General features: G+C 40.1%; 25 protein-coding genes and 2 pseudogenes. 10 read left to right on the top strand and 17 right to left on the bottom strand.

The window, feature by feature from the left end:
* Positions 1 to 32: 32 nt before the first annotated feature.
* Positions 33 to 1,064 (bottom strand): polysaccharide pyruvyl transferase family protein, encoded by a 1,032-nt coding sequence (locus M1D94_RS00590; RefSeq protein ID WP_021481049.1) that lies wholly within the window; start codon positions 1,062 to 1,064, stop codon positions 33 to 35.
* 92 nt (positions 1,065 to 1,156) lie between these two features.
* Positions 1,157 to 2,305, bottom strand: coding sequence for a glycerate kinase (locus M1D94_RS00585; protein ID WP_411262877.1), 1,149 nt, complete (start codon positions 2,303 to 2,305; stop codon positions 1,157 to 1,159).
* A gap of 195 nt (positions 2,306 to 2,500) precedes the next feature.
* Between M1D94_RS00585 and gntR the strand changes: the two genes are divergently transcribed.
* From gntR to ahpF, 6 genes are all read left to right on the top strand, one after another.
* Positions 2,501 to 3,232: a gluconate operon transcriptional repressor GntR gene (gntR, locus tag M1D94_RS00580; protein WP_456270381.1), complete on the top strand. Its 732-nt coding sequence runs from the start codon at positions 2,501 to 2,503 to the stop codon at positions 3,230 to 3,232.
* Positions 3,225 to 4,766 (top strand): gluconokinase, encoded by a 1,542-nt coding sequence (gntK, locus tag M1D94_RS00575; protein WP_087961420.1) that lies wholly within the window; start codon positions 3,225 to 3,227, stop codon positions 4,764 to 4,766. Before gntR ends, gntK begins: the two co-directional genes overlap by 8 nt.
* Before the next feature lie 28 nt (positions 4,767 to 4,794).
* Positions 4,795 to 6,141 carry a gluconate permease GntP gene (gene gntP, locus M1D94_RS00570; RefSeq protein WP_024571486.1) on the top strand — a complete coding sequence of 449 codons (1,347 nt, stop codon included), beginning with the start codon at positions 4,795 to 4,797 and terminating at the stop codon, positions 6,139 to 6,141.
* Between the two features lie 22 nt (positions 6,142 to 6,163).
* Positions 6,164 to 7,570 carry a decarboxylating NADP(+)-dependent phosphogluconate dehydrogenase gene (gnd, locus tag M1D94_RS00565; RefSeq protein WP_029318564.1) on the top strand — a complete coding sequence of 469 codons (1,407 nt, stop codon included), beginning with the start codon at positions 6,164 to 6,166 and terminating at the stop codon, positions 7,568 to 7,570.
* Between the two features lie 465 nt (positions 7,571 to 8,035).
* The gene (gene ahpC / locus M1D94_RS00560) at positions 8,036 to 8,599 is read left to right on the top strand and encodes an alkyl hydroperoxide reductase subunit C (protein WP_003243686.1); all 564 of its coding nucleotides are present in this window, start codon (positions 8,036 to 8,038) and stop codon (positions 8,597 to 8,599) included.
* A 13-nt stretch (positions 8,600 to 8,612) separates the two neighbouring features.
* Complete coding sequence (gene ahpF, locus M1D94_RS00555) at positions 8,613 to 10,142, top strand: alkyl hydroperoxide reductase subunit F (protein ID WP_017697262.1); 1,530 nt, start codon at positions 8,613 to 8,615, stop codon at positions 10,140 to 10,142.
* Between the two features lie 111 nt (positions 10,143 to 10,253).
* Here the strand turns inward: ahpF and M1D94_RS00550 are convergent, their stop codons facing one another.
* The 4 genes and pseudogenes from M1D94_RS00550 to M1D94_RS00535 form a co-directional block, all read right to left on the bottom strand.
* The gene (locus M1D94_RS00550; protein WP_021481055.1) at positions 10,254 to 11,606 is read right to left on the bottom strand and encodes a polysaccharide pyruvyl transferase family protein; all 1,353 of its coding nucleotides are present in this window, start codon (positions 11,604 to 11,606) and stop codon (positions 10,254 to 10,256) included.
* Between the two features lie 288 nt (positions 11,607 to 11,894).
* Entirely contained in the window at positions 11,895 to 13,334 is a 1,440-nt protein-coding gene (bglA, locus tag M1D94_RS00545; RefSeq protein ID WP_456270380.1) for a 6-phospho-beta-glucosidase BglA, read from the bottom strand.
* Between the two features lie 13 nt (positions 13,335 to 13,347).
* Complete coding sequence (locus M1D94_RS00540) at positions 13,348 to 13,548, bottom strand: PTS glucose transporter subunit IIA (protein WP_120028572.1); 201 nt, start codon at positions 13,546 to 13,548, stop codon at positions 13,348 to 13,350.
* A gap of 25 nt (positions 13,549 to 13,573) precedes the next feature.
* A pseudogene (locus M1D94_RS00535) lies at positions 13,574 to 13,735 on the bottom strand (PTS transporter subunit EIIB); the annotation flags it as partial.
* A gap of 156 nt (positions 13,736 to 13,891) precedes the next feature.
* Between M1D94_RS00535 and M1D94_RS00530 the strand changes: the two are divergent.
* Together M1D94_RS00530 and M1D94_RS00525 are read left to right on the top strand one after the other, a co-directional pair.
* A complete protein-coding gene (locus M1D94_RS00530; RefSeq protein WP_021481059.1) occupies positions 13,892 to 14,602 on the top strand; it encodes a GntR family transcriptional regulator in 711 nt (236 codons plus the stop codon).
* Between the two features lie 28 nt (positions 14,603 to 14,630).
* On the top strand, positions 14,631 to 14,789 hold the full coding sequence (locus M1D94_RS00525; protein WP_009968424.1) for a hypothetical protein: 159 nt from the start codon (positions 14,631 to 14,633) through the stop codon (positions 14,787 to 14,789).
* A 130-nt stretch (positions 14,790 to 14,919) separates the two neighbouring features.
* On the opposite strand, the gene M1D94_RS00520 is transcribed toward M1D94_RS00525, so the two are convergent.
* The 5 genes from M1D94_RS00520 to M1D94_RS00500 all read right to left on the bottom strand — a co-directional run bounded on the left by M1D94_RS00520 (position 14,920) and on the right by M1D94_RS00500 (position 18,347).
* Positions 14,920 to 15,642 (bottom strand): peptide ABC transporter permease, encoded by a 723-nt coding sequence (locus tag M1D94_RS00520; RefSeq protein WP_021481060.1) that lies wholly within the window; start codon positions 15,640 to 15,642, stop codon positions 14,920 to 14,922.
* 20 nt (positions 15,643 to 15,662) lie between these two features.
* Positions 15,663 to 16,292 (bottom strand): ATP-binding cassette domain-containing protein, encoded by a 630-nt coding sequence (locus tag M1D94_RS00515; RefSeq protein ID WP_014481448.1) that lies wholly within the window; start codon positions 16,290 to 16,292, stop codon positions 15,663 to 15,665.
* Positions 16,293 to 16,441: 149 nt separating this feature from the next.
* Positions 16,442 to 17,200: a zinc metalloprotease LiaK gene (gene liaK, locus M1D94_RS00510; RefSeq protein WP_017697257.1), complete on the bottom strand. Its 759-nt coding sequence runs from the start codon at positions 17,198 to 17,200 to the stop codon at positions 16,442 to 16,444.
* A complete protein-coding gene (locus tag M1D94_RS00505; RefSeq protein ID WP_003242609.1) occupies positions 17,181 to 18,140 on the bottom strand; it encodes a YydG family radical SAM peptide epimerase in 960 nt (319 codons plus the stop codon). The genes liaK and M1D94_RS00505 overlap by 20 nt, the downstream gene beginning before the upstream one ends.
* Before the next feature lie 57 nt (positions 18,141 to 18,197).
* Positions 18,198 to 18,347 (bottom strand): epipeptide YydF family RiPP, encoded by a 150-nt coding sequence (locus tag M1D94_RS00500; RefSeq protein ID WP_014478520.1) that lies wholly within the window; start codon positions 18,345 to 18,347, stop codon positions 18,198 to 18,200.
* 471 nt (positions 18,348 to 18,818) lie between these two features.
* On the opposite strand from M1D94_RS00500, the gene fbp reads away from it, so the two are divergent.
* Positions 18,819 to 20,744, top strand: coding sequence for a fructose-1,6-bisphosphatase (gene fbp / locus M1D94_RS00495; protein WP_456270379.1), 1,926 nt, complete (start codon positions 18,819 to 18,821; stop codon positions 20,742 to 20,744).
* A gap of 146 nt (positions 20,745 to 20,890) precedes the next feature.
* Here the strand turns inward: fbp and M1D94_RS00490 are convergent.
* The 6 genes and pseudogenes from M1D94_RS00490 to M1D94_RS00465 form a co-directional block, all read right to left on the bottom strand.
* Positions 20,891 to 21,227, bottom strand: a pseudogene (locus M1D94_RS00490) (aromatic acid exporter family protein); the annotation flags it as partial.
* A 366-nt stretch (positions 21,228 to 21,593) separates the two neighbouring features.
* A complete protein-coding gene (locus tag M1D94_RS00485; RefSeq protein WP_282627199.1) occupies positions 21,594 to 23,342 on the bottom strand; it encodes an AIPR family protein in 1,749 nt (582 codons plus the stop codon).
* Between the two features lie 166 nt (positions 23,343 to 23,508).
* Positions 23,509 to 24,960, bottom strand: coding sequence for a hypothetical protein (locus M1D94_RS00480; protein WP_456270378.1), 1,452 nt, complete (start codon positions 24,958 to 24,960; stop codon positions 23,509 to 23,511).
* Positions 24,941 to 25,240 (bottom strand): hypothetical protein, encoded by a 300-nt coding sequence (locus tag M1D94_RS00475; protein ID WP_282627201.1) that lies wholly within the window; start codon positions 25,238 to 25,240, stop codon positions 24,941 to 24,943. Before M1D94_RS00475 ends, M1D94_RS00480 begins: the two co-directional genes overlap by 20 nt.
* 142 nt (positions 25,241 to 25,382) lie before the next feature.
* Positions 25,383 to 25,862, bottom strand: coding sequence for a 23S rRNA (pseudouridine(1915)-N(3))-methyltransferase RlmH (rlmH, locus tag M1D94_RS00470; protein ID WP_424934857.1), 480 nt, complete (start codon positions 25,860 to 25,862; stop codon positions 25,383 to 25,385).
* A gap of 80 nt (positions 25,863 to 25,942) precedes the next feature.
* Positions 25,943 to 26,113 carry a CxxH/CxxC protein gene (locus M1D94_RS00465; RefSeq protein WP_003219122.1) on the bottom strand — a complete coding sequence of 57 codons (171 nt, stop codon included), beginning with the start codon at positions 26,111 to 26,113 and terminating at the stop codon, positions 25,943 to 25,945.
* Between the two features lie 184 nt (positions 26,114 to 26,297).
* Between M1D94_RS00465 and M1D94_RS00460 the strand changes: the two genes are divergently transcribed.
* Entirely contained in the window at positions 26,298 to 26,711 is a 414-nt protein-coding gene (locus tag M1D94_RS00460; RefSeq protein ID WP_124047777.1) for a hypothetical protein, read from the top strand.
* Positions 26,712 to 26,719: the final 8 nt, after the last annotated feature.

Genomic DNA, 26,719 nt, shown 5'->3' with positions numbered 1-26,719 from the left:
AGACTGCCCCGGGGGAGGGCAGTCTTTTTCGTTTAAGAAGCAAAAAAATCAATCAGCGGCTGAAAGTCCTTAGATAAATCAACGTCATTCGGTTCTGCTTGAAGCAGGCGGTCAATCATGCGCTCCAGCTCCTCAACATCATTCTTATCCGTATATTCAATGAAGTTTAAGCTTTCAAGCCAATCCCGATATGAATGTTTGGCTTTGCCATAGCTGTTTCCAAAGACAAGGCAAGGTGTTTTGGTGATAATCGAGAAAATCATCGCGTGAAGGCGGTCGGTAATCACCAATTTACTGGAGCCGATGCGGTCCAGCATCTCCATAAAATGCTTTTCACGATCAGCGTAATCGATGGTGTCTACCGTATCCAGCACCGTATCGGTACGCTCTGTGTAAGTTGTTTTTTCTGCCCATTGCTTCATCTGTGAAATAAAATCTTCGTCAGTCACTTTCTCCTTATCCGCTCTTAAAATAAAGAGAACGCCGTCCCGCTCGAGCTCTCGCGGCACAATATCCAAGGAAAGCACCATGTCCGGTGTAAAGATCACATTGGAGTTGAAGGTCTCTTTCACAACATCCAGTGTTTGCGTCTCACGCGCAGCAATCGTTAAGTTTGTATTTTGATGGTACGCATCCTGTGTTTTTTTCTTTTCCTTCTGTCCTTCCTCTGTATCCTCAAAATAAACGGATTGTGGCAGAGAAATTGATTTGTAGTCTTTAAACGCCGAAAAGACCTTTCTTCTGTCTTCCTCAATATCAAGATAAAGGTTTCCTAAATTCCCTCCGCCTGTAAAGCAGACAATATCGTCTTCACGAATGATCTCCTTCACCAGTTCAATGCCCTCATCCGTCGCATAATCCATAATCTCAATGTATTCATAATACGGAAAATGATTTTTGACAAATTTCTCTTCCGCATACGCAATCGCTTGGTCGCCAATGTTTGTGTAACTAGGGGAACCAAACAAAAATACTTTTCGTTTATCATTTAACAGAGCTTCCGGCTCCACATTTGGCGCAATGCCTTTTACTAGTTTTTTGCCTTTGATTTCTTGTACAGTCATATCTGCGTCCTCCTTCTGGGATGAATTCCTCATTGTGTGTTAACTGTCTCTACCCAAAAAGAAGGATGGCTATGCATTGGCATGTGCATCGGCTATATCAGAAACATCGTTTTCGCCAATTTGATAGACGCTGCAATGTCCCGCGCCGTTCTTTCCATATATTCCGCGGCATGTTCAAACGCATCTTCTAGCGGCACGGCTCCGGGGACGATGCTGAAAAGCGCATCGATCCCGTGTTGATAGACGGCATCACTGTCTCGTGATACTGATCCCGCAATACCGATGACAGGCACATCGTATGATTTAGCCGCCTTGGCTACGCCGATCGGCGTTTTTCCATGAACCGTTTGGCTGTCGATCCGTCCCTCGCCGGTAATCACAAGATCTGCATCCTGAACGATACTTTCAAAATCAATCGCATTAAGGACAATATCAATGCCTCTTTTCAGGTCAGCCTGAAGATAAGTCAGCAGGCTCCATCCAAGACCGCCCGCTGCACCGGCGCCCTCTGTATCTCGGAAGGTTGATCCGAGCTCTTTTTCTGCCATATCAGCGAAATGGCTTACGTTCTGGTCTAGTACATCCAGCATGTCGGCCGTCGCGCCTTTTTGCGGCCCGAAAACAGCCGTAGCACCCTTTGGTCCTGTTAACGGATTGTCCACGTCACAGGCAACTTCCAGTTTGACATTCCGCAATCTGGAATCAAGCCCGCTAACATCTATTGATGCAAGCTGAGATAACGCGCCGCCCCCTGGGCCAATCTCGCGGCCTGAGTTATCAAGAAGCCTTACGCCCAATGCCTGAATCATCCCGGCTCCCCCGTCGTTCGTGGCGCTTCCACCGATTCCGATGATCAAACGCTCCGCTCCTGCATCAAGAGCTGCCCCGATTAATTCTCCCGTTCCCCTTGTTGTAGTGATGAGCGGATTTCGCTTATCTACAGGCACCAGATGCAGCCCTGAAGCAGCAGCCATTTCAATCACAGCTGTTCTCCCATCTCCCATCATGCCAAAGAAAGCTCTAACCGGTTCCCCCAGCGGCCCTGTGACAACTTGCTCTATGATCCTTCCATTGGTCGCATCGACCAGAGATTGAACGGTTCCCTCGCCGCCATCCGCCACCGGCAATTTTCTGTAATCAGCACCCGGAAAGACCGATTTGAAACCTCTTTCTATCGCTTCGGCTGCCTCCAGAGCTGATAAGCTTTCCTTAAAAGAATCAGGTGCAATGATGATTTTCATCCAAATCGCCTCTTTCAAAACATGATTCACTTAACCTATTGATCTCCAATGTACCATACTTGATCTGGAAATACATACCATGCAATATGGGAAAAATTTTATTAAAAATTAGAAATGAAAGTGTTTGCATAAAAGAAATATTCACGTTATCATACTTGTATACAAGTATACTCCTTGAGTGAGGAAGGTGAGTGTATGCTAGACTCCAAAGACCTGTTGTATCCCACAAAATGGCTCTCAAAAGCGTCAACCGGGGTTCGTGTCGCATACGAGCTGAGAATGCGGATCGTTTCAGGCCTGATTGAAAGCGGTACCATTTTATCAGAAAATACAATCGCCGCCGAGTTTTCAGTAAGCCGTTCGCCGGTTCGCGAAGCGCTAAAAATACTCGCATCCGAAAAAATCATCCGCTTAGAACGAATGGGAGCGGTCGTAATTGGTTTAACTGAGAAGAAAATCGCGGAAATTTATGATGTGCGGTTACTATTAGAAACATTTGTCTTTGAACGGCTTGTCAAAATAGACATTGAGCCTTTAGTTAAGGATCTCAGCAAAATTCTTGAAATGATGAAAGTCTCAATCAAATATGAGGACGCTGACGAATTTTCATTTCAAGATGTGCTGTTCCATGAAACCATTATCCGAGCGATTGATCATTCATACATTCAGATGATCTGGAACAATCTAAAACCCGTCATGGAAAGCTTTATTCTTTTATCGATGCGGGTACGGTTAAAGGAAAAGTATGAAGACTTCACAAGGATTTTAGATAACCACGAGCTTTATATTCAAGCCATCAAAACAAAGGATAGGGCGCTGATGATTCAGTCTCTTCACCAAAACTTTGATGATGTGCAGGATAAGGTAGAAGACCTATGGCTCTCACAACAAATGCTGGCAAAAGGAGCTGAATACAGCAATGACTAGTTATATGTTAGGAATCGATATCGGCACGACAAGCACAAAAGCTGTGCTGTTCAGTGAAAACGGAGATGTGGTACAGAAAGAAAGCATCGGCTACCCGCTCTATACACCGGACATCTCAACAGCTGAACAAAATCCGGAAGAGATTTTTCAGGCAGTCATCCATACAACAGCGAGAATTACAAAACAGCATCCCGAAAAACAGATCTCTTTCATTTCATTCAGCAGCGCCATGCACAGCGTCATTGCAATCGACGAAAATGACAAGCCGCTGACGCCATGCATCACATGGGCCGACAACCGAAGTGAAGGCTGGGCGCATAGGATCAAAGAGGAATTGAACGGACATGAGGTGTACAAACGGACGGGAACACCGATTCATCCGATGGCACCGTTAAGTAAAATTGCCTGGATCACGAATGAAAGAAAAGAAATCGCTTCCAAGGCAAAAAAATATATCGGCATCAAGGAATACATTTTTAAACAGCTGTTCAATGAGTATGTCATCGATTACTCCTTGGCATCAGCGACAGGCATGATGAACCTGAAAGGCTTGGATTGGGACGAAGAGGCACTGCGCATCGCAGGCATCACGCCGGATCACTTATCCAAACTCGTGCCGACAACCCAGATCTTTCAGCACTGCAGCCCGGAAATAGCGATCCAGATGGGAATCGATCCGGAAACGCCTTTTGTCATCGGGGCCAGCGACGGCGTGCTGTCCAACCTCGGCGTCAACGCCATTAAAAAGGGCGAAATCGCCGTCACCATCGGAACAAGCGGTGCCATCCGGACGATTATTGACAAGCCGCAAACCGATGAAAAAGGGAGAATTTTTTGCTATGCCTTGACGGACAAGCATTGGGTTATTGGAGGACCTGTGAACAATGGGGGCATCGTCCTTCGCTGGATCAGAGACGAGTTTGCCTCCTCCGAAATCGAAACAGCGACACGGCTGGGCATTGATCCATATGACGTGCTGACGAAAATTGCCCAACGCGTCAGACCCGGTTCTGACGGTCTGCTGTTCCACCCATATCTCGCCGGAGAACGCGCTCCGTTGTGGAATCCGGATGTACGCGGCTCATTTTTCGGCCTGACCATGTCGCATAAGAAAGAGCATATGATACGCGCGGCATTGGAAGGCGTCATTTACAACCTGTACACGGTGTTCTTGGCGTTAACTGAATGCATGGATGGCCCGGTAACCCGCATCCAAGCGACAGGGGGATTTGCAAGGTCGGAGGTTTGGCGCCAAATGATGTCGGATATCTTCGAATCAGAGGTTGTCGTTCCGGAAAGCTACGAAAGCTCATGTCTCGGCGCCTGCATTTTAGGCCTGTATGCAACAGGAAAAATTGACTCATTCGACGCCGTGTCCGACATGATCGGCAGCACATACAGACATACGCCGATCGAAGACTCAGCCAAGGAATACAGAACATTAATGCCGATTTTCATCAATCTATCAAGATTATTAGAAAATCAATATACACAAATTGCAGATTATCAGAGGGGCTTAATCACACACAAATAGTACATGACATGAAGGGGAGGGCATTACCATGCCGTTAATCATCGTTGCACTTGGGATCTTAGCATTACTATTTCTGATTATGGGCTTAAAATTAAACACATTTATTTCCCTGCTGGTCGTATCGTTCGGCGTGGCACTGGCACTCGGGATGCCGTTCGATAAAGTTGTCAGCTCCATCGAAGCAGGAATAGGGGGGACTCTTGGCCACATCGCTCTCATCTTTGGACTCGGTGCGATGCTGGGCAAGCTGATCGCGGATTCAGGAGGCGCACAGCGCATTGCGATGACGCTCGTCAACAAATTCGGTGAGAAAAATATTCAATGGGCCGTTGTCATTGCCTCATTCATTATTGGGATTGCGTTATTTTTTGAAGTAGGACTGGTTCTATTAATTCCGATTGTCTTTGCGATTTCAAGAGAATTGAAGATTTCTATTTTATTTCTCGGAATCCCGATGGTCGCGGCACTATCCGTCACACACGGTTTCCTGCCGCCGCACCCGGGACCTACGGCGATCGCCGGTGAGTATGGCGCAAACATTGGAGAAGTGCTGCTGTACGGCTTTATCGTTGCTGTTCCGACAGTGCTCATCGCAGGGCCGTTATTTACAAAGTTCGCGAAAAAAATCGTTCCTGCATCATTTGCGAAAAACGGCAATATTGCATCACTCGGCACACAAAAAACGTTTAACCTTGAAGAAACACCCGGCTTTGGAATCAGTGTCTTTACTGCAATGCTCCCGATTATCATCATGTCGGTCGCGACCATTATCGACCTGCTTCAAGAAACAATCGGGTTTGCAGATAACGGAGTTTTAGCTTTTATCAGATTGATTGGAAACGCATCGACTGCTATGATTATTTCGTTATTGGTCGCAGTCTATACAATGGGCATCAAGCGCAACATTCCAGTCAAAACCGTGATGGATTCTTGTTCAACTGCCATTTCACAAATCGGCATGATGCTTTTGATCATCGGAGGAGGCGGCGCCTTCAAACAAGTGCTGATCAACGGCGGTGTCGGCGATTACGTAGCAGACTTATTCAAAGAAACGGCATTATCGCCAATCATTCTGGCATGGCTCATCGCGGCGATCCTGCGCATTTCTCTAGGATCAGCAACTGTTGCCGCACTAAGCACAACAGGTCTGGTCATCCCGTTATTGGGCCATTCTGATGTTAACCTGGCGTTAGTCGTGCTCGCAACAGGCGCTGGAAGTGTCATCGCTTCACACGTCAATGACGCCGGCTTCTGGATGTTCAAGGAATACTTCGGATTAAGCATGAAAGAAACATTTGCCACATGGACATTGCTGGAAACCATTATTTCCGTTGCTGGACTGGGATTCATTTTATTGTTAAGTTTAGTTGTATGAAATTAAGAAGGAGCTGTAACACATGTTCAATACGATTGGTGTCATAGGCTTAGGCGTAATGGGAAGCAACATCGCCTTAAACATGGCAAATAAAGGCGAAAACGTCGCTGTCTATAATTACACCAGAGATTTAACGGACCAGCTTATCCAAAAGCTGGATGGACAATCTCTCAGCCCGTATTACGAGCTTGAGGACTTTGTTCAATCGTTAGAAAAACCAAGAAAAATCTTTTTGATGGTCACAGCGGGAAAACCCGTAGATTCCGTCATCCAATCATTAAAGCCTTTGCTTGAAGAAGGCGACGTCATCATGGACGGAGGAAACTCCCACTATGAAGACACAGAAAGAAGATATGACGAGCTGAAGGAAAAAGGGATCGGCTACCTGGGAGTCGGCATTTCCGGCGGTGAAGTCGGCGCATTAACAGGGCCTTCCATCATGCCGGGCGGAGATCGCGACGTCTATGAGAAAGCCGCTCCTATCCTGACAAAAATCGCAGCCCAAGTCGGAGATGACCCTTGCTGTGTCTATATCGGACCAAAAGGGGCAGGGCACTTTACAAAAATGGTGCACAACGGCATTGAATATGCCGACATGCAGCTGATTGCAGAAGCGTATACGTTTCTAAGAGAAACGCTTCGTCTGCCGCTCGATGAAATTGCATCTATTTTTGAAACATGGAATCAAGGTGAGCTTAAAAGCTATTTAATAGAGATTACAGCTGAGATTTTACGCAAAAAAGACGAAAAAACAGGGCAGCCTCTGATCGATGTCATTCTTGATAAAACCGGACAAAAAGGCACTGGGAAATGGACGAGCATGCAGGCGATTGATAACGGTATCCCGTCCACGATCATCACAGAGTCCTTGTTCGCCCGCTACTTGTCATCCTTAAAAGAAGAACGGATGGCAGCTCAAGACGTATTAGCAGGCCCGGAAGCCGAAGAAAAACACTTGGATAAAGACACCTGGATTGAATACGTCAGACAGGCTCTTTACATGGGGAAAGTATGCGCCTATGCACAAGGCTTTGCCCAATATAAGATGTCATCTGAGCTTTACGGCTGGAATCTGCCGCTCAAAGACATTGCCTTGATTTTCCGAGGCGGCTGCATCATCCGCGCTGATTTCCTTAACGTGATCAGCGAAGCATTCAGTGAGCAGCCAAATCTGGCAAACCTGCTGATCGCGCCTTATTTCACAGATAAGCTCCATGCCTATCAAACAGGCCTGCGAAAAGTCGTTTGCGAGGGAATCAGCACTGGAATCTCCTTCCCATGCTTAACTACCGCGCTCTCTTATTACGACGGCTACCGCACAGGGCGTTCCAATGCGAACCTCTTGCAGGCGCAGCGCGATTACTTTGGCGCTCATACGTACGAACGGACTGATATGGACGGCGTCTTCCATACGAATTGGTCTGAATAACCTGTCATCAAAAACACGGTCAGTTTTCAACTGAACCGTGTTTTTTTCTTCTATCCCAAACAACAGAAGACATAAGTTATGTTTTAAATATCATAAACAGTGATACAATAATAGCTAGAAACAATCCCCAAGATCATCATGTGACAGCAGCTTGCTGTTCCGTTCTATTCTGCTTTTGGCCATTGTCCTTTGCCCTTGACCATGGTGTCATAAAATGTTCAAATGCCAAAACGGCCTGTCATTCTGATTTACAAAAGTCCCTGAAAACCTTGTCTAATTGAGAATCAGCCTCTCATTTGTTATAAAAGAAATGCATAAATCCTACCTGTCACACCTTTAGTAAGATGAAAAAAAGTAGGTTATGGCTTGACAAAAAATATATATTAATTAATAATTCATATATAATTAGAATTATTATTGAAAGCGAATATGCTTTCTAATACATTTTTAGGAGGAATATACATTATGTCTTTAATCGGTAAAGAAGTACTTCCATTCGAAGCAAAAGCATTCAAAAACGGTGAATTCATCGATGTAACAAACGAAGATTTGAAAGGCCAATGGAGCGTATTCTGCTTCTACCCAGCAGATTTCTCTTTCGTATGCCCAACTGAGCTTGAAGATCTTCAAGAACAATATGCTGCTCTTAAAGAATTAGGTGTTGAAGTATACTCTGTTTCTACAGATACTCACTTCGTACACAAAGGCTGGCATGACAGCTCTGAAAAAATCAGCAAAATCACTTACGCAATGATCGGTGACCCATCTCAAACGATCTCTCGCAACTTCGATGTTCTTGACGAAGAAACTGGCCTTGCTGACCGCGGAACATTCATCATCGATCCAGACGGCGTTATCCAAACTGTTGAAATCAATGCAGGCGGTATCGGCCGTGACGCAAGCAACCTTGTAAACAAAGTAAAAGCAGCTCAATACGTTCGTCAAAACCCAGGTGAAGTTTGCCCGGCTAAATGGGAAGAAGGCGGCGAAACTCTTACACCTAGCCTTGATCTAGTAGGTAAAATCTAAGGAGTGCATTCAATTGGTACTTGATGCAAATATCAAAGCACAATTAAATCAATATATGCAGCTAATTGAGAATGACATTGTTCTCAAAGTTAGCGCAGGCGAAGATGACATTTCAAAGGACATGCTGGCTCTCGTTGATGAGCTGGCTTCCATGTCATCGAAAATTTCAGTTGAAAAAGCTGAATTAAACAGAACGCCAAGCTTCAGTGTCAATCGTGTCGGAGAAGACACTGGCGTAACTTTCGCTGGTATCCCTCTGGGCCACGAATTCACATCATTAGTGTTGGCGTTGCTCCAAGTGAGCGGCAGACCGCCTAAGGTGGACCAAAAAGTCATTGATCAGGTGAAGAAGATCAGCGGTGAATACCACTTCGAATCTTATATCAGCCTGACATGCCACAACTGTCCTGATGTTGTACAAGCTTTAAACATGATGAGCGTGCTGAACCCGAACATTACGCACACGATGATTGACGGTGCAGCATACAAAGCAGAAGTTGAAAGCAAAAACATCATGGCAGTGCCGACCGTTTACCTGAATGGCGAATCCTTCGGAAGCGGCCGTATGACGCTTGAAGAAATCCTTGCGAAAATGGGCAGCGGCGCAGATGCATCTGAGTTTGCTGACAAAGAGCCGTTTGACGTTCTTGTTGTCGGAGGCGGACCTGCTGGTGCAAGTGCAGCGATTTACACTGCACGTAAAGGCATCCGCACTGGTGTTGTCGCTGAGCGCTTCGGCGGACAGGTGCTCGACACCATGAGCATCGAAAACTTCATCAGCGTCAAAGCGACGGAAGGACCGAAGCTAGCGGCAAGTCTTGAAGAGCATGTGAAGGAATATGATATTGATGTCATGAACCTTCAGCGTGCGAAACGCCTTGAGAAGAAAGATCTGTTCGAACTTGAACTCGAAAACGGCGCTGTCCTGAAAAGTAAAACAGTGATCCTTTCAACAGGTGCACGCTGGCGCAATGTCAACGTACCTGGTGAACAAGAGTTCAAAAACAAAGGTGTCGCATACTGCCCGCACTGTGATGGTCCATTGTTTGAAGGCAAAGACGTTGCGGTAATCGGCGGCGGAAACTCTGGTATCGAAGCAGCGATTGATCTTGCAGGTATTGTGAATCACGTTACTGTGCTAGAATTCGCGCCGGAACTGAAAGCAGACGAAGTCCTGCAAAAACGTCTCTACAGCCTGCCTAACGTCACTGTCGTGAAAAACGCACAAACAAAAGAAATCACAGGTGATCAGAGCGTTAACGGCATCACATATGTAGACCGCGAAACAGGCGAAGAAAAACACGTTGAACTTCAAGGTGTATTCGTCCAAATCGGTCTCGTGCCAAACACAGAATGGTTAGAAGGAACGGTTGAACGCAACCGCATGGGCGAAATCATCGTCGACAAACATGGCGCAACAAGCGTACCAGGCTTATTTGCTGCCGGCGACTGCACAGACAGTGCGTACAACCAAATTATTATTTCTATGGGATCAGGTGCAACTGCCGCTCTCGGCGCGTTTGATTACCTAATCCGTAACTAATATAAGAAAGCCGCAATATTGCCAGATTGGCAGCATTGCGGCTTTCTTTTTTATTCCAAAAATATTGCAAGTTTTATACAACTGTAATATAGTTGTAATGTTAGTGAATGGTCACTTCACACTCAGCATATTTGCTGTTTTTAAAGCGATACGCACTGATTTTCTATTTAACGTGCCCTGATACTTTTTGACCTTTTTTTTCAGATCTTTAATGGTTTTTTCCTTTTTGGCATTTTCTAATGCCATCAGCGCTTCCCAGCGTTTCGCTGTTTCTGTGGAACTGCAGCCGCTAACTGTAGTCACAGGCGGAAGAAGCTTCGTGTTAGATAGTTTTTCGTCAAAAGGAACGGTATCAGGAATCGCTTTCTCTTTATAAATATGGTCTAATTCATTTTGATTCAAGAAGCTGATGAAATGGTCAAAGTTTTGCGCTTGCCGTTTCTCAGGCTGATGAAAATCAAGTGTTTCAATTAATTCTGACAGTTTTGTCTGATCGGTTATCTCATTTGCCATGACATGCGTTAATTGATGGTACTCAGCTAATTCACGCATTCTGGCATCTTTCGGAAGCAACAGGCTCGGTGTACCGGCAATCGTCGCTGCGATATTTCCATGCAGCCTTGCGCCAAAGCTCAAATCGGCTTTTCTCAGGAAATCCAGCCAAGTCGGCACATTTAAAAAGAATCGGACTCTATCATTCTGATAAGCCGGGTCTTCCATGCTGACCGGATAATTATCAGCAGGCTTCGCTAGCGCAGGCGCACCCGCATACGTCAGAATCATTTCTTTTCGCCATTGCGGGATAAAGTAATGATTCGGGAACTCTTTCATGCTTCTCGTAATGAAGTCCAGTACATGCTTTGGAGACAGTCTTGATGAGTTAACCGTCACCATAGATTCTGTTGTGATATTAGTTTCTCTTATCTTCAGTTCTCTGCCAAACGCATACATAGAAGGACACCCAATCACCGTATGGTCAATGCCTTCACGGAAGCCTAATCTGGAAAGGTATTTCCCTGTAATTTCACCGCGGACACCGATCATATTTGATCTCTCCAGCACAGCACTTACAAACGCTTTTACATCCTCATCAAAAGGAAAACCTTCATTTAATTTTGGTTCAAACGGAGCCCGCAAACCAACACCAATCACAACAACCGGAATGGTTAGTTTCTTAATTAATTGGGTATATTTCCGTAAAGAAGGCACGAAATCCTCGCGGAATGCATCTGCCAGCGGAATAATATACATATCATAATTTTTATTAATTTGTTCAGCATCCGCTGGATTAATCCGATAATAATCAGGAGTAATCGTCGTTCCTTCTGTCATCAGCGTGCGAAACACACTGTAGGCATATACTAGGTTTCCTACGTTGCCGCCAATGGAGTTGCGAACAATCATTTCAGCTGCATTAAATGTATCAAATGGTGATATGCCAGCTCTTATTAAAATGTTTTTCAATGTGATGTTGCCCCTTCCTCGCCAAATTTTTTTCAGGAGATTTGCTTAGGGAACTCTATCATGATCTTAAAACTTCAGCCGGACACCCGCTTTCATCCCTTTTTACTCACAAACTCTCTCCCTTTCTTCCATTCTAATATTAAATTATACAAAAAAGGATCTTACAGGTGAAATCATAACATAGCAATCAGAGCTAGTAATCTATTCCCATTATTGGATATCGGATCGGATCATGCCAAAAACCCGAACCAGGCACTCCGGTAAACGTGCTCGATTCGGGCCAGCTTCTTATAGGTCCTCGCCATTCGTTTGAATGACATTTTTGTACCACTCAAAGGAATCTTTCTTATACCGCTTCATGGATCCGTTTCCTTCATTGTCACGATCAACATAGATCATGCCGTAGCGTTTTTTCATTTCGCCAGTTGTGAAGGAGACAATATCAATAATGCCCCACGGCGTGTAGCCAATTAAATCAACACCATCGTACGTGACCGCTTTTTTCAATGCTTCAATATGCGATTTTAAATATTGAATGCGTTCCGGATCATGAACCTTGCCGTCCTCCTCCAGCGTATCCACTGCGCCAAAGCCATTTTCAACGATGAATAACGGGATTTGGTATCGGTCATAAAAACGATTTAACGTATATCTCAGCCCGGTTGGATCAATCGCCCATCCCCAGTCACTCGAAGTGATGTACGGATTTTCGACACCATTCGGCAAGCCGCCATTTACAATATCGCCAGTGTTATCATTTTTCACATCGCTTTTCACAGTTGTTGACATGTAATAGCTGAAGCCTAAGTAATCGACGGTTCCGTTTCTTAAAATCTCATCATCGCCGTCTTCGAATGTGATGTTGTAGCCTTCGCGTTCAAATTCCTTCAACGCGTAGCTTGGATAATAACCGCGAACCTGCACATCAGGGAAGAAATAGCGCTGCCTCATTTCTTCTTCAGCCAGCATCACATCTTTAGGATTGGAGGAGAAAGGATAAATCGGCACGTGTGATACCATGGCCCCGATCTGGAACTCTGGATTGATGTCTTTTCCTTTTGCCACTGCTAATGCGCTCGCCACTAATTCGTGGTGCGCCGTTTGATACATGACTTCCTTGGCGTTTTCGTTTTCGCCAACCACAACACCTGAATTCGTCCATAGGAACAACGGATTGTTCACATCCATTTGGTTGTTGATCTCGTTAAATGTCATCCAGTACTTCACTTTCTCTTTGTAACGGGTAAAGCAAGCCTCTGCAAAGTTGACGAAGAAGTCCACGACTTTCCGGTTTCTGAAGCCTCCATATTCTCTTGCCAGGTGCAGCGGCATTTCAAAGTGAGACAGCGTAATGACCGGCTCGATCCCATGCTTCAGCAATTCATCAAACACATCATCATAAAACTGCAAACCCACTTCGTTCGGTTCAGCCTCATCGCCTTTCGGAAAAATCCGGCTCCAGCCGATGGACGTCCGCAGACATTTTAATCCCATTTCCGCAAACAAAGCGATATCTTCCTTGTATCTGTGATAGAAATCAATGGCTTCATGGTTTGGATAAAATTCGTTTTCTTCAATCGTATCCGTGATTTTTCTCGGCACGCCGTGCGCACCCGCTGTCATCACATCGACGACACTCGGCCCTTTACCGCCTTGATTCCATCCGCCTTCAAATTGGTGGGCAGCTAAAGCACCGCCCCATAAAAAATCCTTTGGCATGTTTCCCATGTTTAATTCCTCCTCAGCTTACGACTGTAAATATTTTTTGATGTAATGCACTTTCCTCAATCTCTTCAATGAAAGCTTTATCAAACTCAACAAGCACTTCGCCTTCTTTTACCTTCAAGGAAAAAGGCCTGCCGTCTAATGTCACCGTATCCAGCCCGATGTGCGCAAGCAATTCGACGCCGGACGCTGAACGCAGCTTTGTAGGCGCCACCATGACAACCGTAATGACGCCGGGATGGTGGCATCAATTTCACGATATCCTTCGCTTTAGGGGTAGACCGCTTCAGCACCAATCGAAGTCTGGTAGCGCAGCGAGAAGCCCCAATCACATTCTCTCCCCCGCCTACGGCCTCTAAAATGTCTTTTGCTAGTCTCGTATAATCTCTCACTTTCCCCGACATTTTCACCCACCCCTTCGTTTTGGTTACGCTTTCATTATAATTGTACCGGTATAATTTATCAATGCCGAAACAAAATATTTACGCACTTACTATAATTGCAAGCGGTTTATGCTATAATTTTGACAAGTGAACTAAACGAATAAATGAGGAATGCGTATGTTAAAATACCAGCAAATCGCAGCGGAAATTGAAACATATATAGAAGAACACCAGCTTCAGCAGGGAGACAAACTGCCAGTCCTAGAAACCCTCATGGCCCAGTTTGAAGTCAGCAAAAGCACCATCACAAAGTCCCTCGAGCTATTAGAGCAAAAAGGCGCGATCTTTCAGGTCAGAGGAAGCGGCATTTTCGTCAGAAAACATAAACGAAAAGGCTATATCAGCCTTCTGTCGAATCAAGGATTTAAAAAAGACCTCGAGGATTTCAACGTCACCTCAAAAGTTATCGAACTAGACGTGAGAAAGCCAACTCCGGAAGCGGCGGAAAACCTGAACATCGGAATGGACGAGGACATCTACTATGTCAAAAGGGTCCGTTACATCAATGGCCAGACCCTTTGCTACGAAGAATCCTATTACAACAAATTGATCGTGACGTATTTAAACAACGAAATCGTCTCCCACTCCATCTTCCATTACATCCGGGAAGGACTGGGGTTGAAGATTGGTTTTTCTGATTTGTTTCTGCACGTGGACCAGCTTAATGAGGAGGAAGCGGAATACTTGGGATTAGAGGCTGGACTGCCGAAGCTGTATATAGAAAGTATTTTTCACCTGACGAATGGGCAGCCGTTTGATTACTCGAAGATTTCGTATAATTATAAGCAGTCGCAGTTTGTCGTACAGGCTAATAGTTTTTTATTATAGGGCTGCTTCACTATGGAAGGTGGTCGACATGTACAAAATCATCATTCCTGCAATACTAGCCATCTTTGCGCTCTGGATACTCTTACAGATTTCACTAGAGATGAGTATCGTTAAGAATCCGATGAACTACTTTATCGTATTCATTATCTTTTTCCTCTTTGTAAAGATGGTGAAAGAAAAACAATAATAGTTTGGGCGATGCAAACAGAAAAACATCCTTCCCTTAACAAACTCAGCCAGTCACATGCATTAATCTTGATGTTAATGATATATAGGTACACATAAAAAGCTACTTCATTGTGAAGTAGCTTCCTTTATTAAATGCCCATTTTGATCCATCTAGTTTTAGAAAAGCGAAGGATAATCGCATTTATGATAATAATTGAAACTAAATAAAAAATAATAAATAAAACATCATTACTCCCAAGTGTCATGTTATCAGATTGCAGCACTCTTTCTATTCGGGGATACATAGTGTTACCTGCCTCAAAAGGAGCAATGAAACCAAACGTTTTATTGCTTATAGCTACTAAGATAACAGAAGTCATCCAATAAACGATACTGACACCTATACTAATTAATATATTAGGACATAACATGCTTATAGTTCCGATAATTAGAATATACTGCAGTATAACTGCAGAAAATAAAAAAAGTAATAATGCAAAATGCGAAAAATCATGGTACATCAACGATATGATTAGCAGGCCTAGCGCTATAAATGCAAAACATTCTAAAAATAAAACAGCTATCTTTTTATAAAAGAAAGTATAGATGTTCTCTCCAATTAACTTGTAAAAGAGAATATTTTTGTTTGAATACTCTCTATTAATAAAGAAAGCTATAACAAATGAAAATAACATCAAACCAAACTGGGTCGCAACAGTATAGGAGCTAAAGAAAAACATTTCAGGTGTAACATTGCTGACTTTATCAATTCCAACAAGTAAAAAATAACCCAGCAAAAATAAAAATACAAACATTGCTCCTAAAATAATGATAACTTTATTGCTAATACTCTTTTTAAACTCTAATTTCATCTCAAGCCCCCACTGTTTTATTACTCGTTTATATACACTTCAATTAATTTATCCACTGAATGATATTGTTGAATTTCTTGGTGATTAAATATATAATAATCCCCTTCTATCGCCTTTAAATCAGACAAATCATGTGTAATGTTGATGATAATCTTCTCGGGGTTCTCCTGAATATACTTGTTTAAGAAGCCATGAATCTCTATAACCGTTTTTTTGTCTAATGAATTCGTTATTTCATCTAAAACAATAATATTTTTATCCTCTAATAAGAAACTGAGCAATTTTAATTTTTGCTTTTGTCCATCACTCAAATTTTTGATCAGAACTTTTCCATCAATATTATCCAGATTAAGTAAATGTGCGATTTTATCTATCATTTCTGCATCAAATTTTTTACTCAAAAAGTGTAATAAAAAGTCCTTAGAAACATCATTAGGTATATTCGAAGAGCTGGATATTAAAGAAACATTTTGACGAATATCTCTGCCGATTCTTTTGCTATTATTCAACAAAAAGTCTTTAGCAAGCTGTGATTTACCGACTCCATTTTTTCCGACAACGTGATTAATTTTCCCGCTCGAAAAATGCAAGTCGGTGTCCTGAAGTAACGTTTTGCCTTTCACTTTTAAAGTGTAATTCGCTATATTCATATACATACTCCTAGGAAATATTTGCATAATAATAAAATGTTCTGCCTTGTGATTTGTTACTAATGTCTAAGCTTTTGAGGTACCTCTTTCGTTTCCGATCTGGAAGCGCAAGAAATGTTTTTAGATGGCTAATTTGGAGATCTTTTACTCTAGTTTACAATATATAATATCCAATGTACAACTGAATTCACTGCAAGGCCAATCCCTATAATTTGAATCGTAAGAACTAACCAATGATTTGTCTTAAAACGGCTATATTCATCTAAGCTCAGAAAAGCTAAAAGAATTTTGTAACCATCAGAATTCAGTATTGGAATTAAGTTCCACAATAAAGTAGACGAGAAAAGCATAAATGCCATAGTTAATGCTTCACTGGAAAATGTAAATTGATTTATTAATTCTAATGTGTTTATTAAAAAATAATTGATAAACAAGCCAAATAAATGAACGATTATCTTTTCATTTCTTGATAGCATATAGGTTTCATTCAATTGGACATAAAAAGCAGGAAATACATAAAAATTCAGTTTGAATCCCACTTTATCAAAGTTTTTCCCGAAAAATTTTAAGGAATAAATATGTCCCAGTTCATGAAGCACTATATTCATTATAAAGTAAATAACTATAATTATCCACATTTTCCAGCCGTAAAATACTGAGGACAATCCATTTTGCAATTTTATTAAATGAATATAATTTAATATGAACATGAGAGCCGTAAAGGATAAGAACAGATAAAAAAACTTTGGTGATACTTTCTCTTTATACATTTTAAAACGTAATAATTGTTCATCTGACAGAGAATTTAAACTATTTTTATAGTATTCTCCGCTTTTTTTGTCTTTTATAAATACGTTGTTTTGCACAAGCACTTCATATTTTTCATCTTCATACTTTAAAATTTTCATTATAGTATTTTTCCATATAAGGATAGAAGTAGTTTATTTTTTCTGCAGAGTTGAATAAGGAACCACAAACTCCACAAATAGAGGAAAATTCATAAGGAATGTCAAATTCCTCTATCTTGTTATTCTCTTTTAAAATATTCAAAAACCATTTGAATCCTTCTTTTCTAAGAATAAATAATAGCAAATTGGAATTTAACTTTTCCACGGTTCTTTCGAAACTTTGGTTATATTCTTCCCTTAGGGTTATTTTCGTTTCAAAAATAGCAGGGGAACAACATGGGTAAATTTCTCCATCATGATGATATACAATGTCATATCCGGGACAATGTAAGGAATCTTCATCTTCAAGACTGTAAAATTTATGTATGTTTTCTTGCTTAATTCTAGTTTTAGCAGCGCCAACTGATATCATTGGAAATTTTGTTATCTTTACACCTAAGATTGAATCCCCCAATTCCTCTAAAATATGGTTGGACATTTTGTCTTTGGTAACTGCCATATTAAGAGAAATATCGATATCAGGGTATTTCCTGCTATGTTCTAATATGTTTTTAATACTGGAAGACTTGACAAATGGAGCATGGTACTCATCATAACTTATAGTCAGTGCTATCACATTTAAAGAATTCATATCATGAAAGTACTCCTGGACCTTTTTCTTGCTCAAACCCCAAAATCCATTAGAGATCAACGTTATTTGTTTTTCATATGGTTTAATGATTTCCATTAGTTCTTTTAAAAATTTATAATCTAAAAAAACTTCCCCACCTGTAAAAGAAATCACTTGAATGGTTTTGTTTTTTGCAAATTCAGTTACTAACTCTCTTATGTATTCTTTTTCCATCCTGGTTGTTGAAGTTGGTGAACTAGAAAAACAACAATGGTCACAGGATGCATTACACCTTGAATCTAAATTGATTGATACAGTTTTATTATACATGAAATATCCCCCAACAAATGGTAAAGGAGAGTTAGACTCTCCTTTGTACCCCTCTAATTAATGACCACTTCCAAGAATCCAGCGATTTTCTTTTGATTTTACAAAATACCAAAGATCATTCACTTTTGCTAACTTTTGTGATTCATCTAATAGACCCTTAAATTCTAAGTTTTTCACAGTCTCATTGTTAGTGTTTTCCTTTTTCATATTATCCCTCCTTCTTTTCTAATATAAACCAATTATTCTATATGATTCAATACATGTCAATATATTGTACCTAAAAAATCTGAAAAATGTTACTATTCTTGGTATATAAAGCCTATAGTCCTCTAGCCCCTCTAAGCTATACCGAATGAAAGGCCATAGTTTGATTTAAAGCTTCGTAATGAAAAGTAAAACATCAATATTGACTACACTAGTTAAGGGATATAAAGATTTTAAGTGGAAGAAATGAGGCAAACAATCTTACCCTAAACCAACCTGTACTGAAAAGCTGTTTTAAGCTCTTGCTTACCCCATTTGGCACCTCTTTCACTCGTTTCAATTGTCTATAAAAGCAGTTATGCGGTACTATCATATAAAGGTCCAATGTTTAAAAATAATGTCATACTTTTAAATTCACCTTATCATGCACATGCTCATAAATAGGGGTTTATTCTAAAAAGGGGATGGACGGTTTTGGAAAGCAGGTACCTAGATCTACTCGCACAAAAATACGATTGTGAAGAAAAAGTGGTAACAGAAATCATCAATTTGAAAGCGATACTGAACCTGCCAAAAGGCACCGAGCATTTTGTCAGTGATTTGCACGGGGAGTATCAGGCATTCCAGCACGTGCTGCGCAATGGTTCAGGACGAGTCAAAGAGAAGATACGCGACATCTTCAGCGGTGTCATTTACGATAGAGAAATTGATGAATTAGCAGCATTGGTCTACTATCCGGAAGACAAACTGAAGTTAATCAAACATGACTTTGATGCGAAAGAAGCGTTAAACGAGTGGTATAAAGAAACGATTCATCGAATGATTAAGCTCGTTTCATATTGCTCCTCCAAGTATACCCGCTCCAAATTACGCAAAGCACTGCCTGCCCAATTTGCTTATATTACGGAGGAGCTGTTATACAAAACAGAACAAGCTGGCAACAAGGAGCAATATTACTCCGAAATCATTGATCAGATCATTGAACTTGGCCAAGCCGATAAGCTGATTACCGGCCTTGCTTACAGCGTTCAGCGATTGGTGGTCGACCATCTGCATGTGGTCGGCGATATTTACGACCGCGGACCGCAGCCTGATAGAATTATGGAAGAACTGATCAACTATCATTCTGTCGATATTCAGTGGGGAAATCACGATGTCCTTTGGATCGGCGCCTATTCCGGTTCCAAAGTGTGCCTGGCCAATATTATCCGCATCTGTGCCCGCTACGACAACCTGGATATTATTGAAGACGTGTACGGCATCAACCTGAGACCGCTTCTGAACCTGGCCGAAAAATATTATGACGATAATCCAGCGTTCCGTCCAAAAGCAGACGACAACAGGCCAGAGGACGAGATTAAGCAAATCACAAAAATCCATCAAGCGATTGCGATGATTCAATTCAAGCTTGAGAGCCCGATTATCAAGAGACGGCCGAACTTTAATATGGAAGAGCGGCTGTTATTAGAGAAAATAGATTATGACAAAAACGAAATCACGCTAAACGGAAAAACATATCAACTGGAAAACACCTGCTTTGCGACGATAAATCCGGAACAGCCAGATCAGCTATTAGAAGAAGAAGCAGAAGTCATAGACAAGCTGCTATTCTCTGTCCAGCATTCCGAAAAGCTGGGCCGCCATATGAATTTTATGATGAAAAAAGGCAGCCTTTATTTAAAATATAACGGCAACCTGTTGATTCACGGCTGTATTCCTGTCGATGAAAACGGCAATATGGAAACGATGATGATTGAGGATAAACCGTATGCGGGCCGTGAGCTGCTCGATGTATTTGAACGATTCTTGCGGGAAGCGTTTGCCCACCCGGAAGAAACCGATGACCTGGCGACAGATATGGCCTGGTATTTATGGACAGGCGAGTACTCCTCCCTCTTCGGAAAACGGGCCATGACGACATTTGAGCGCTATTTCATTAAAGAAAAGGAAACACATAAAGAAAAGAAAAACCCGTATTATTATTTACGCGAAGACGAGGCAACCTGCCGAAACATCCTGGCAGAATTCGGCCTCAATCCAGATCATGGCCATATCATCAACGGCCATACACCCGTAAAAGAAATCGAAGGAGAAGACCCAATCAAAGCAAACGGAAAAATGATCGTCATCGACGGCGGCTTCTCCAAAGCCTACCAATCCACAACAGGTATCGCCGGCTACACGCTCCTATACAACTCCTACGGCATGCAGCTCGTCGCCCATAAACACTTCAACTCCAAGGCAGAAGTCCTAAGCACCGGAACTGATGTCTTAACGGTGAAGCGATTAGTGGACAAAGAGCTCGAGCGGAAGAAAGTGAAGGAAACGAATGTGGGTGAGGAATTGCTGCAGGAAGTTGCGATTTTGGAGAGTTTGCGGGAGTATCGGTATATGAAGTGAGGGATGTGGGGTTCAGGGATTATTCTCTGAGCTCTTTTTTTACGTTACGAACTAAGAAGTCTCTTTCCCTTCCCACTATATTTGAGATGTACTCATATCCAACATTCATTTTTTGCATCTCTATTTGATATCTTGAAAGAATGATTTAAAATGGTGAGTGCTACCTGATGTAAAACCGTTACATCTATTCGTAACCACTTCGCCTCGCCTAACAGGAACACCCCCAACATCCAGCCATTCATTGGCAAGTGACTGACAAGATAGGACGTTAACATGATCCCAATCGCAGTTTCCGCAATACGATGAAAAAAAAAAGCGAATCGACTGATCTATCGTTGGCTGCAAACATAAGATAACAGATAGCAGCGCTAAATATGGATGATCAGAGCACACCAGTTTTACCGCTTCCCAAGAAACAGCAGATGCAATCGCCATCTTGCAAACCAAAGATGTTTTGTTTTGGATTTTTTCACTTTTCATCATACGCCCCCTCCTTTCAGAAACCTTTCCAATAGGTTTCCGTTACGCAAAGGGATTTATACTGTCGTATGGAAAAAGCGAAAAGAAGCCGTTGCTCAAAGGGGGATTCTTGAATGCCGGCTTCTTTCCGATTATTATTGACAAATTATGATTAAGCGCAAACACAAGGGCGTCTAGAGTAGTTAATAAAATGATTTTTCACAACTAGTAACCATTTCAGACACAATGAAACATTACCTTAACCACATTTGCTCCCTTTCTAAATGAGTATTGCAGTAAATTAAAACTTATACAAAGTATGCTGTACCTCATTTTACTGGTTACAAACTTTTACATCTAAAGATTTAATATCATTAATCAATACCGCTTTTAAAAATCAATTTTCGAGGAAAAACTTTCAATATTTTCTTTAACACCTGGTGTCACCTTCATAATACTGAGCATTGAGGCTGTTTTTTCCGTACAATCCTTAATTGCTGATTTAATAACCTCTCTAGTGTTTAATCCATCTTGAACAGCAGGGATTAATGAACTTACAAAAGGCGAAATTATATTAAGAGGTATCTCCCATAAGTCAACAGCGTTTTCCAAAGATACATCAGATTTGAAACATAAAGAAAATTGATCTTTTATTTTTATACCCAATATACTATCTATTCCGCTAGATACAGCCGCAATTAGTAACCAAACAGCTCCTCTAACAATTAAAAAGTCATGAATTTCCTGTTCTGTTTTTTCTAAATTTCCCTCTTTGTTTTTATTCTTTAATTGACTTTTCTTATTTTCTATAGCTAGATAAAGAGAATACACATATATAATATGGTCAGCACTTGTTTTTTCAGAAAATATTCGCGAATACAGTGTATTATTCCTCCATATTTCCTTTTTTCTGTTATATGCAGTGCCCGGATCTTGATGGTATGCAGTTAAACATTGTGCGACTACATCGTGCGGAATTAAATTACTATAGCGTTTTATTTTATCTTCACTGCCTCCTCTTCTTCCCCCAAGATACATTACATTATTAATAGTTTCAAACTCTTTTCTCAATCGATCTTGTACTTCATCTGTACTTCTAAAATCTGACGATTCCACAACATTTTGTTTATTATTATATTCAATAATATCCCTTAAAATGTTTTGGTCATCACATTTAATAAACCTAACAGTAACCAAGGCATTTTCAACCGGTTTACTAGTAACAGACCCTATAGCCCCTGTAGTTTGAGCGCCATTAACTATAGACATACCTTGAATTTTTATTGATTTCTCTTTTATTTCTTTTATATCATTAACTACAATTGTTAATCCATTATTGTAAATCAAAAAGTTAGAAGGTTTTGTTTCCACTGTTCTTTTAATCCCATTATTAATATTGTTTTTCTTGTTTAAACTACCCAAATACCCCCTAATATTGGAAGAGAATAAATCATCTTTGTATTTATGATAATTATCATATAAAAACGTTAAAGGAATAGATGTCATATAACTTTTCCAATTTTCTCCTTCCACTTGGTATCCACCGTTGATAGTAGGGATTTCTAATTCGTCAGCTACTAAAATTGGTACCGAAGATGATTGATACCATTTGTTTAAAGTTTCATTCCCTACCTCAATTTCAATTACATTGATAGGCTCTTTCAAGTACTGTTCTATAGAAGTAATACAGGATAATTTTACAGCATTCAATTCTTTTTTTACATTTTCTGATTCTGGACAATTGTGTACATACCAGATTTGGATAGTATTTATTTTACTTGATTTTAGTGCATTTCTAAGTTGATATGCCGCTGCTTTTATATCAATTGGTAAGTTATCAAAATTCTCATTCAATAACCATGTTATAGCCGTATTTAAATCACTTGCTTTATTTGAAGGAGCTGACTTTCTTTCTTTTTTCGACATATATCCTTGCGCAATTACTGCTATTCCATCTTCTTCGGATATGTATACTAAATCACATTTCTTATCATCGTTTCCGTCTGTTAGAGCGTCTGTAGCAACTCCTTTAATATCTTCTATCTGTAATCTTAATTCTAAAGCATAAAGTAATAGCGCATTATCTCCGTATTTATCTGTTAAATCATTTCGTCCTTTAAAATTTTCGAAGTACTCCATATCAATACCCCCAATATATATTTAAAACTATTGTAAATCTAATTAATTTGAATCAATAGAATTAAAAGTAGTAAATAACATCAACAGAGTTTTTAGATTTTATGGATATTATCTATATCCCACTCACTTATACTTAGACTCTCCGTGAGTAGTCCGAGTTAGTTTTTTATATTTCACCTGATCGCTTTAATAAAGCTGCTAATGTAGAGTGTTCAATTACTTCGATTGGCCAATTCAAAGTATCTTTTAATTTTTTTATATAATTCATTAAATTTTCGGAACACCTTTTCGCTGTTACAAAAACCACTACACAATTTTTAAATTCAATAAATGGCCTAACTATTTGATATGCAATATCAACAGGCACCGTAGTGTCTCTAATTTCAACACCCGATTTAAATGGTAAACACATAAAGTACCTTTTACCTCTAAACATTATTGGTAATTCCATGTCGGAAATTTCAAATGCACCATGAGGTTTTTGAGATTCTCTAAGTAGAACTCTTTCCTCTACTCCATTTACAGTCTTTGAGAATTTTATTCTTAATTCATCATCTTTCATTTTTAAAAGAGCTTCGATATCATCTTGCGTTACCGTAGAGATATTAAGTTGGTTCAATCGGAATACTTGATTTACAAATTCATCTACATTATATAAGCTTAATTCTTCGAATAAGCCTAATTCTTCAAACACTATTGGTTTATCTAAAGAGTAATAATTCGATAAGGATCTTAAAAATAATATCTTTTCTAAAATGCCCATTTGATCTAACGTTTCATTTAATTCATCGATTTTCATAATAAAAAACTCTTTGAATTTCTCTATATCGATTTTAAATAAATTTGAAAGAATTCTTAACGTACTAATAGTACGTTCGTTTTTTATTGAATCTATATCTACACTATAAGATACTTCTTCATTAACTAATAATTTCAAATCAAGAATTAGATTATCAACAAAAAACTTCAGCTGTTTATTTCTACTCAAAATATCTTTTACTAATTGTAAATCAATAAAATCTTTTAGAATTTTATCTAATACTGACAACAAGTTACTTACATTATGTGAGTATTTATTTTTAGCTGTTTTCTTATATAAAATTAGAGTCTGCAACATATTACAAACACAATATAAACTCGGAACATAATATTCCTCTAATTCATTTTTATAAATATATGTAAAAGCCCATGTGCAATTTTCCATTCTAGTAAAAAAATAATCTTCTGTTGATGAACCTAAATCACTTTCAGTATCAGTAATAGAAATAATGTTTATCAACATAGCCATTACGTCTAAATTAATTTTCTGAAATTGTATTTGAATTTCTTCTGGATCGCCATTCTTTACTTTTCTATAAGCATAATAAAAACTCGAATAATAAAATAATGAACTTTCATCATAAACTATTTTGAAAATTTTATTTAGATTCCTTTTTAGAATAACATCTTCATGTGGTTGGAAATTAGAATTCTTTAATAAATTTTTTATAGTTATATACGCTTCACCCAAATTAGCTCTAACACTCATATTATTACTTTCATTATTTGTCTTGTTTAAAATATAATTATGTATATCTAAAATAAGACTCTTAAATAAACTAATATGTTCTTTTTTCATATATAATTTCTCCATTTAATAATATTTGTTTACTAAATTCTGTAGGGAATTTTTTCATTTTATGATATTCATTTAATGTTAAACAAATTAGATCTAATTTTTTTGATACATTTAATTTCCTAGCAACATAGTCAATTCTTTTTGCACTATACATTGAATCAAAGTCATCTGATATAATCAGTAAATCAATATCCTTACTTTTACTAGATCTATTACCAAATAGCACTATCTTTTCTATATCTAGAAACAGTAATAAAGTACATAAATTTAGTTTCTCCATCTTCCTACACCACACGATATTATAACAAAAATTATATCTAGTTAATTATTCTTTTATTAATTCAAATAGAAATAGTCCAACTAATTACTTTAATCAAACTGTTGAATTCAGATTTTCCCATAGATACTAATAAAAACTACTCTCACTTATGATAAGGCTCCCCACGATTAATCCGAAAAGCCCGATAAATCTGCTCCACCAAAATCAACCGCATTAACTGATGAGGAAACGTCATTTTCGAGAACGACAGCTTGTCATCCGCTCGCTTCATCACCGTGTCACTCAATCCGAGTGATCCGCCGATGACGAAGGTGACTTTGCTTTTTCCATATGTAGCCAGCTTATCTATTGTATCGGCTAGTTCTTCGGATGTTTTCATTTTTCCTTCGATGGCGAGGGCGATGACATGGGCGTCGGGGCTGATTTTGGATAGGATGCGGTCGCCTTCTTTGTCTTTTATGATTTTCATGTCCTGGTCGCTTAGGTTTTCCGGCGCTTTTTCGTCCGGGAGTTCGATGATGTCGATTTTTGCGTAGGCCGAAAGTCGTTTGGTGTATTCTTCAATGCCTTGCCTGAGGTATTTTTCTTTTAGTTTTCCGATTGTCACAATATTGATATTCACAGGTCATCCCCACTTTAAAAACAAGTTATTCATATATGTTGTCCACAATTGTGGATATCTTTTCTGTATTTTGTGTAAGATCATTCGTTCCCCACTATATATACTGCGGGGTCTCCACATAATTCACAGGCTGTGGATAAACTGTTAGTATGTTCGATTTTTCTGATTTCGGGCGGCAGCTCGTGGTCGTCTATGTACATATCCAGCACCGTTTCGATGTGTTCTTCACAGGAATAATACGCTTGTTTCATGTTCAAATCCTCCGATGATTTCTTCCATTTTTACAAATGTTCTCTTCTCAATATAACCTATTTATTCACATGTTAGTAGTGCTTCGGGCTGAGTTTTATCCACAATTCGACAAACAAGCTGTTGATGACTCTATTTCGCTCGTGTGTTAGTTTGGATGTAACCGATGTGTGGGGAGGTCTGCATTTGCGCTTTAGATGGGTTTGGCTTTTTGTGATCATGTTGCTGCTTGCTGGGTGTCAGCCGTCTTATTGGGTGTTGGAGAAGGATCGAATCGGTGAAGGCAGTCCAGACTTAGAAATATACGCTAATTATCTCCAAATACATGATGACGTGAAAGGATATCAAGTCTTCACCATTTTAGAAGGGAGAAAAATGGTTATTGTGTCTCTCGGAAGCAGCGAGAAAGATAAGAAGCTTGAAGTGTCAGACGTCAAATTCTCACCTAAAGAAACGATTGTAACTGTGAAACGAAAACCTGCTCCTACGGCAAATGAGAAAAACCCTTATATTTTGATTGGACTGGACAAAATCGAAGGGGACTTAATTGTCCAAGACGAAACAGGAGATCGCTTTGAAGAAACGGATTACCAGCAATAAAGCCGGCG

The organism is Bacillus sp. JZ109, assembly GCF_053903135.1.
This window is presented reverse-complemented; position numbering and strand designations above follow the sequence as displayed.

Coding starts and splice junctions, on each gene's coding strand:
- M1D94_RS00515 (WP_014481448.1), bottom strand. CDS start 16,292: ATGAATATAGCGAATTACACTTTAAAAGTGAAAGGCAAAACGTTACTT.
- M1D94_RS00530 (WP_021481059.1), top strand. CDS start 13,892: ATGTTAAAATACCAGCAAATCGCAGCGGAAATTGAAACATATATAGAA.
- M1D94_RS00585 (WP_411262877.1), bottom strand. CDS start 2,305: ATGAAAATCATCATTGCACCTGATTCTTTTAAGGAAAGCTTATCAGCT.
- M1D94_RS00505 (WP_003242609.1), bottom strand. CDS start 18,140: ATGTATAATAAAACTGTATCAATCAATTTAGATTCAAGGTGTAATGCA.
- M1D94_RS00475 (WP_282627201.1), bottom strand. CDS start 25,240: ATGGAGAAACTAAATTTATGTACTTTATTACTGTTTCTAGATATAGAA.
- M1D94_RS00540 (WP_120028572.1), bottom strand. CDS start 13,548: ATGGTGGCGCCTACAAAGCTGCGTTCAGCGTCCGGCGTCGAATTGCTT.
- bglA (WP_456270380.1), bottom strand. CDS start 13,334: ATGGGAAACATGCCAAAGGATTTTTTATGGGGCGGTGCTTTAGCTGCC.
- gntP (WP_024571486.1), top strand. CDS start 4,795: ATGCCGTTAATCATCGTTGCACTTGGGATCTTAGCATTACTATTTCTG.
- M1D94_RS00465 (WP_003219122.1), bottom strand. CDS start 26,113: ATGAAACAAGCGTATTATTCCTGTGAAGAACACATCGAAACGGTGCTG.
- gntR (WP_456270381.1), top strand. CDS start 2,501: ATGCTAGACTCCAAAGACCTGTTGTATCCCACAAAATGGCTCTCAAAA.
- gntK (WP_087961420.1), top strand. CDS start 3,225: ATGACTAGTTATATGTTAGGAATCGATATCGGCACGACAAGCACAAAA.
- M1D94_RS00485 (WP_282627199.1), bottom strand. CDS start 23,342: ATGGAGTACTTCGAAAATTTTAAAGGACGAAATGATTTAACAGATAAA.
- ahpC (WP_003243686.1), top strand. CDS start 8,036: ATGTCTTTAATCGGTAAAGAAGTACTTCCATTCGAAGCAAAAGCATTC.
- liaK (WP_017697257.1), bottom strand. CDS start 17,200: ATGAAAATTTTAAAGTATGAAGATGAAAAATATGAAGTGCTTGTGCAA.
- M1D94_RS00590 (WP_021481049.1), bottom strand. CDS start 1,064: ATGACTGTACAAGAAATCAAAGGCAAAAAACTAGTAAAAGGCATTGCG.
- M1D94_RS00520 (WP_021481060.1), bottom strand. CDS start 15,642: ATGAAATTAGAGTTTAAAAAGAGTATTAGCAATAAAGTTATCATTATT.
- M1D94_RS00480 (WP_456270378.1), bottom strand. CDS start 24,960: ATGAAAAAAGAACATATTAGTTTATTTAAGAGTCTTATTTTAGATATA.
- M1D94_RS00525 (WP_009968424.1), top strand. CDS start 14,631: ATGTACAAAATCATCATTCCTGCAATACTAGCCATCTTTGCGCTCTGG.
- M1D94_RS00500 (WP_014478520.1), bottom strand. CDS start 18,347: ATGAAAAAGGAAAACACTAACAATGAGACTGTGAAAAACTTAGAATTT.
- gnd (WP_029318564.1), top strand. CDS start 6,164: ATGTTCAATACGATTGGTGTCATAGGCTTAGGCGTAATGGGAAGCAAC.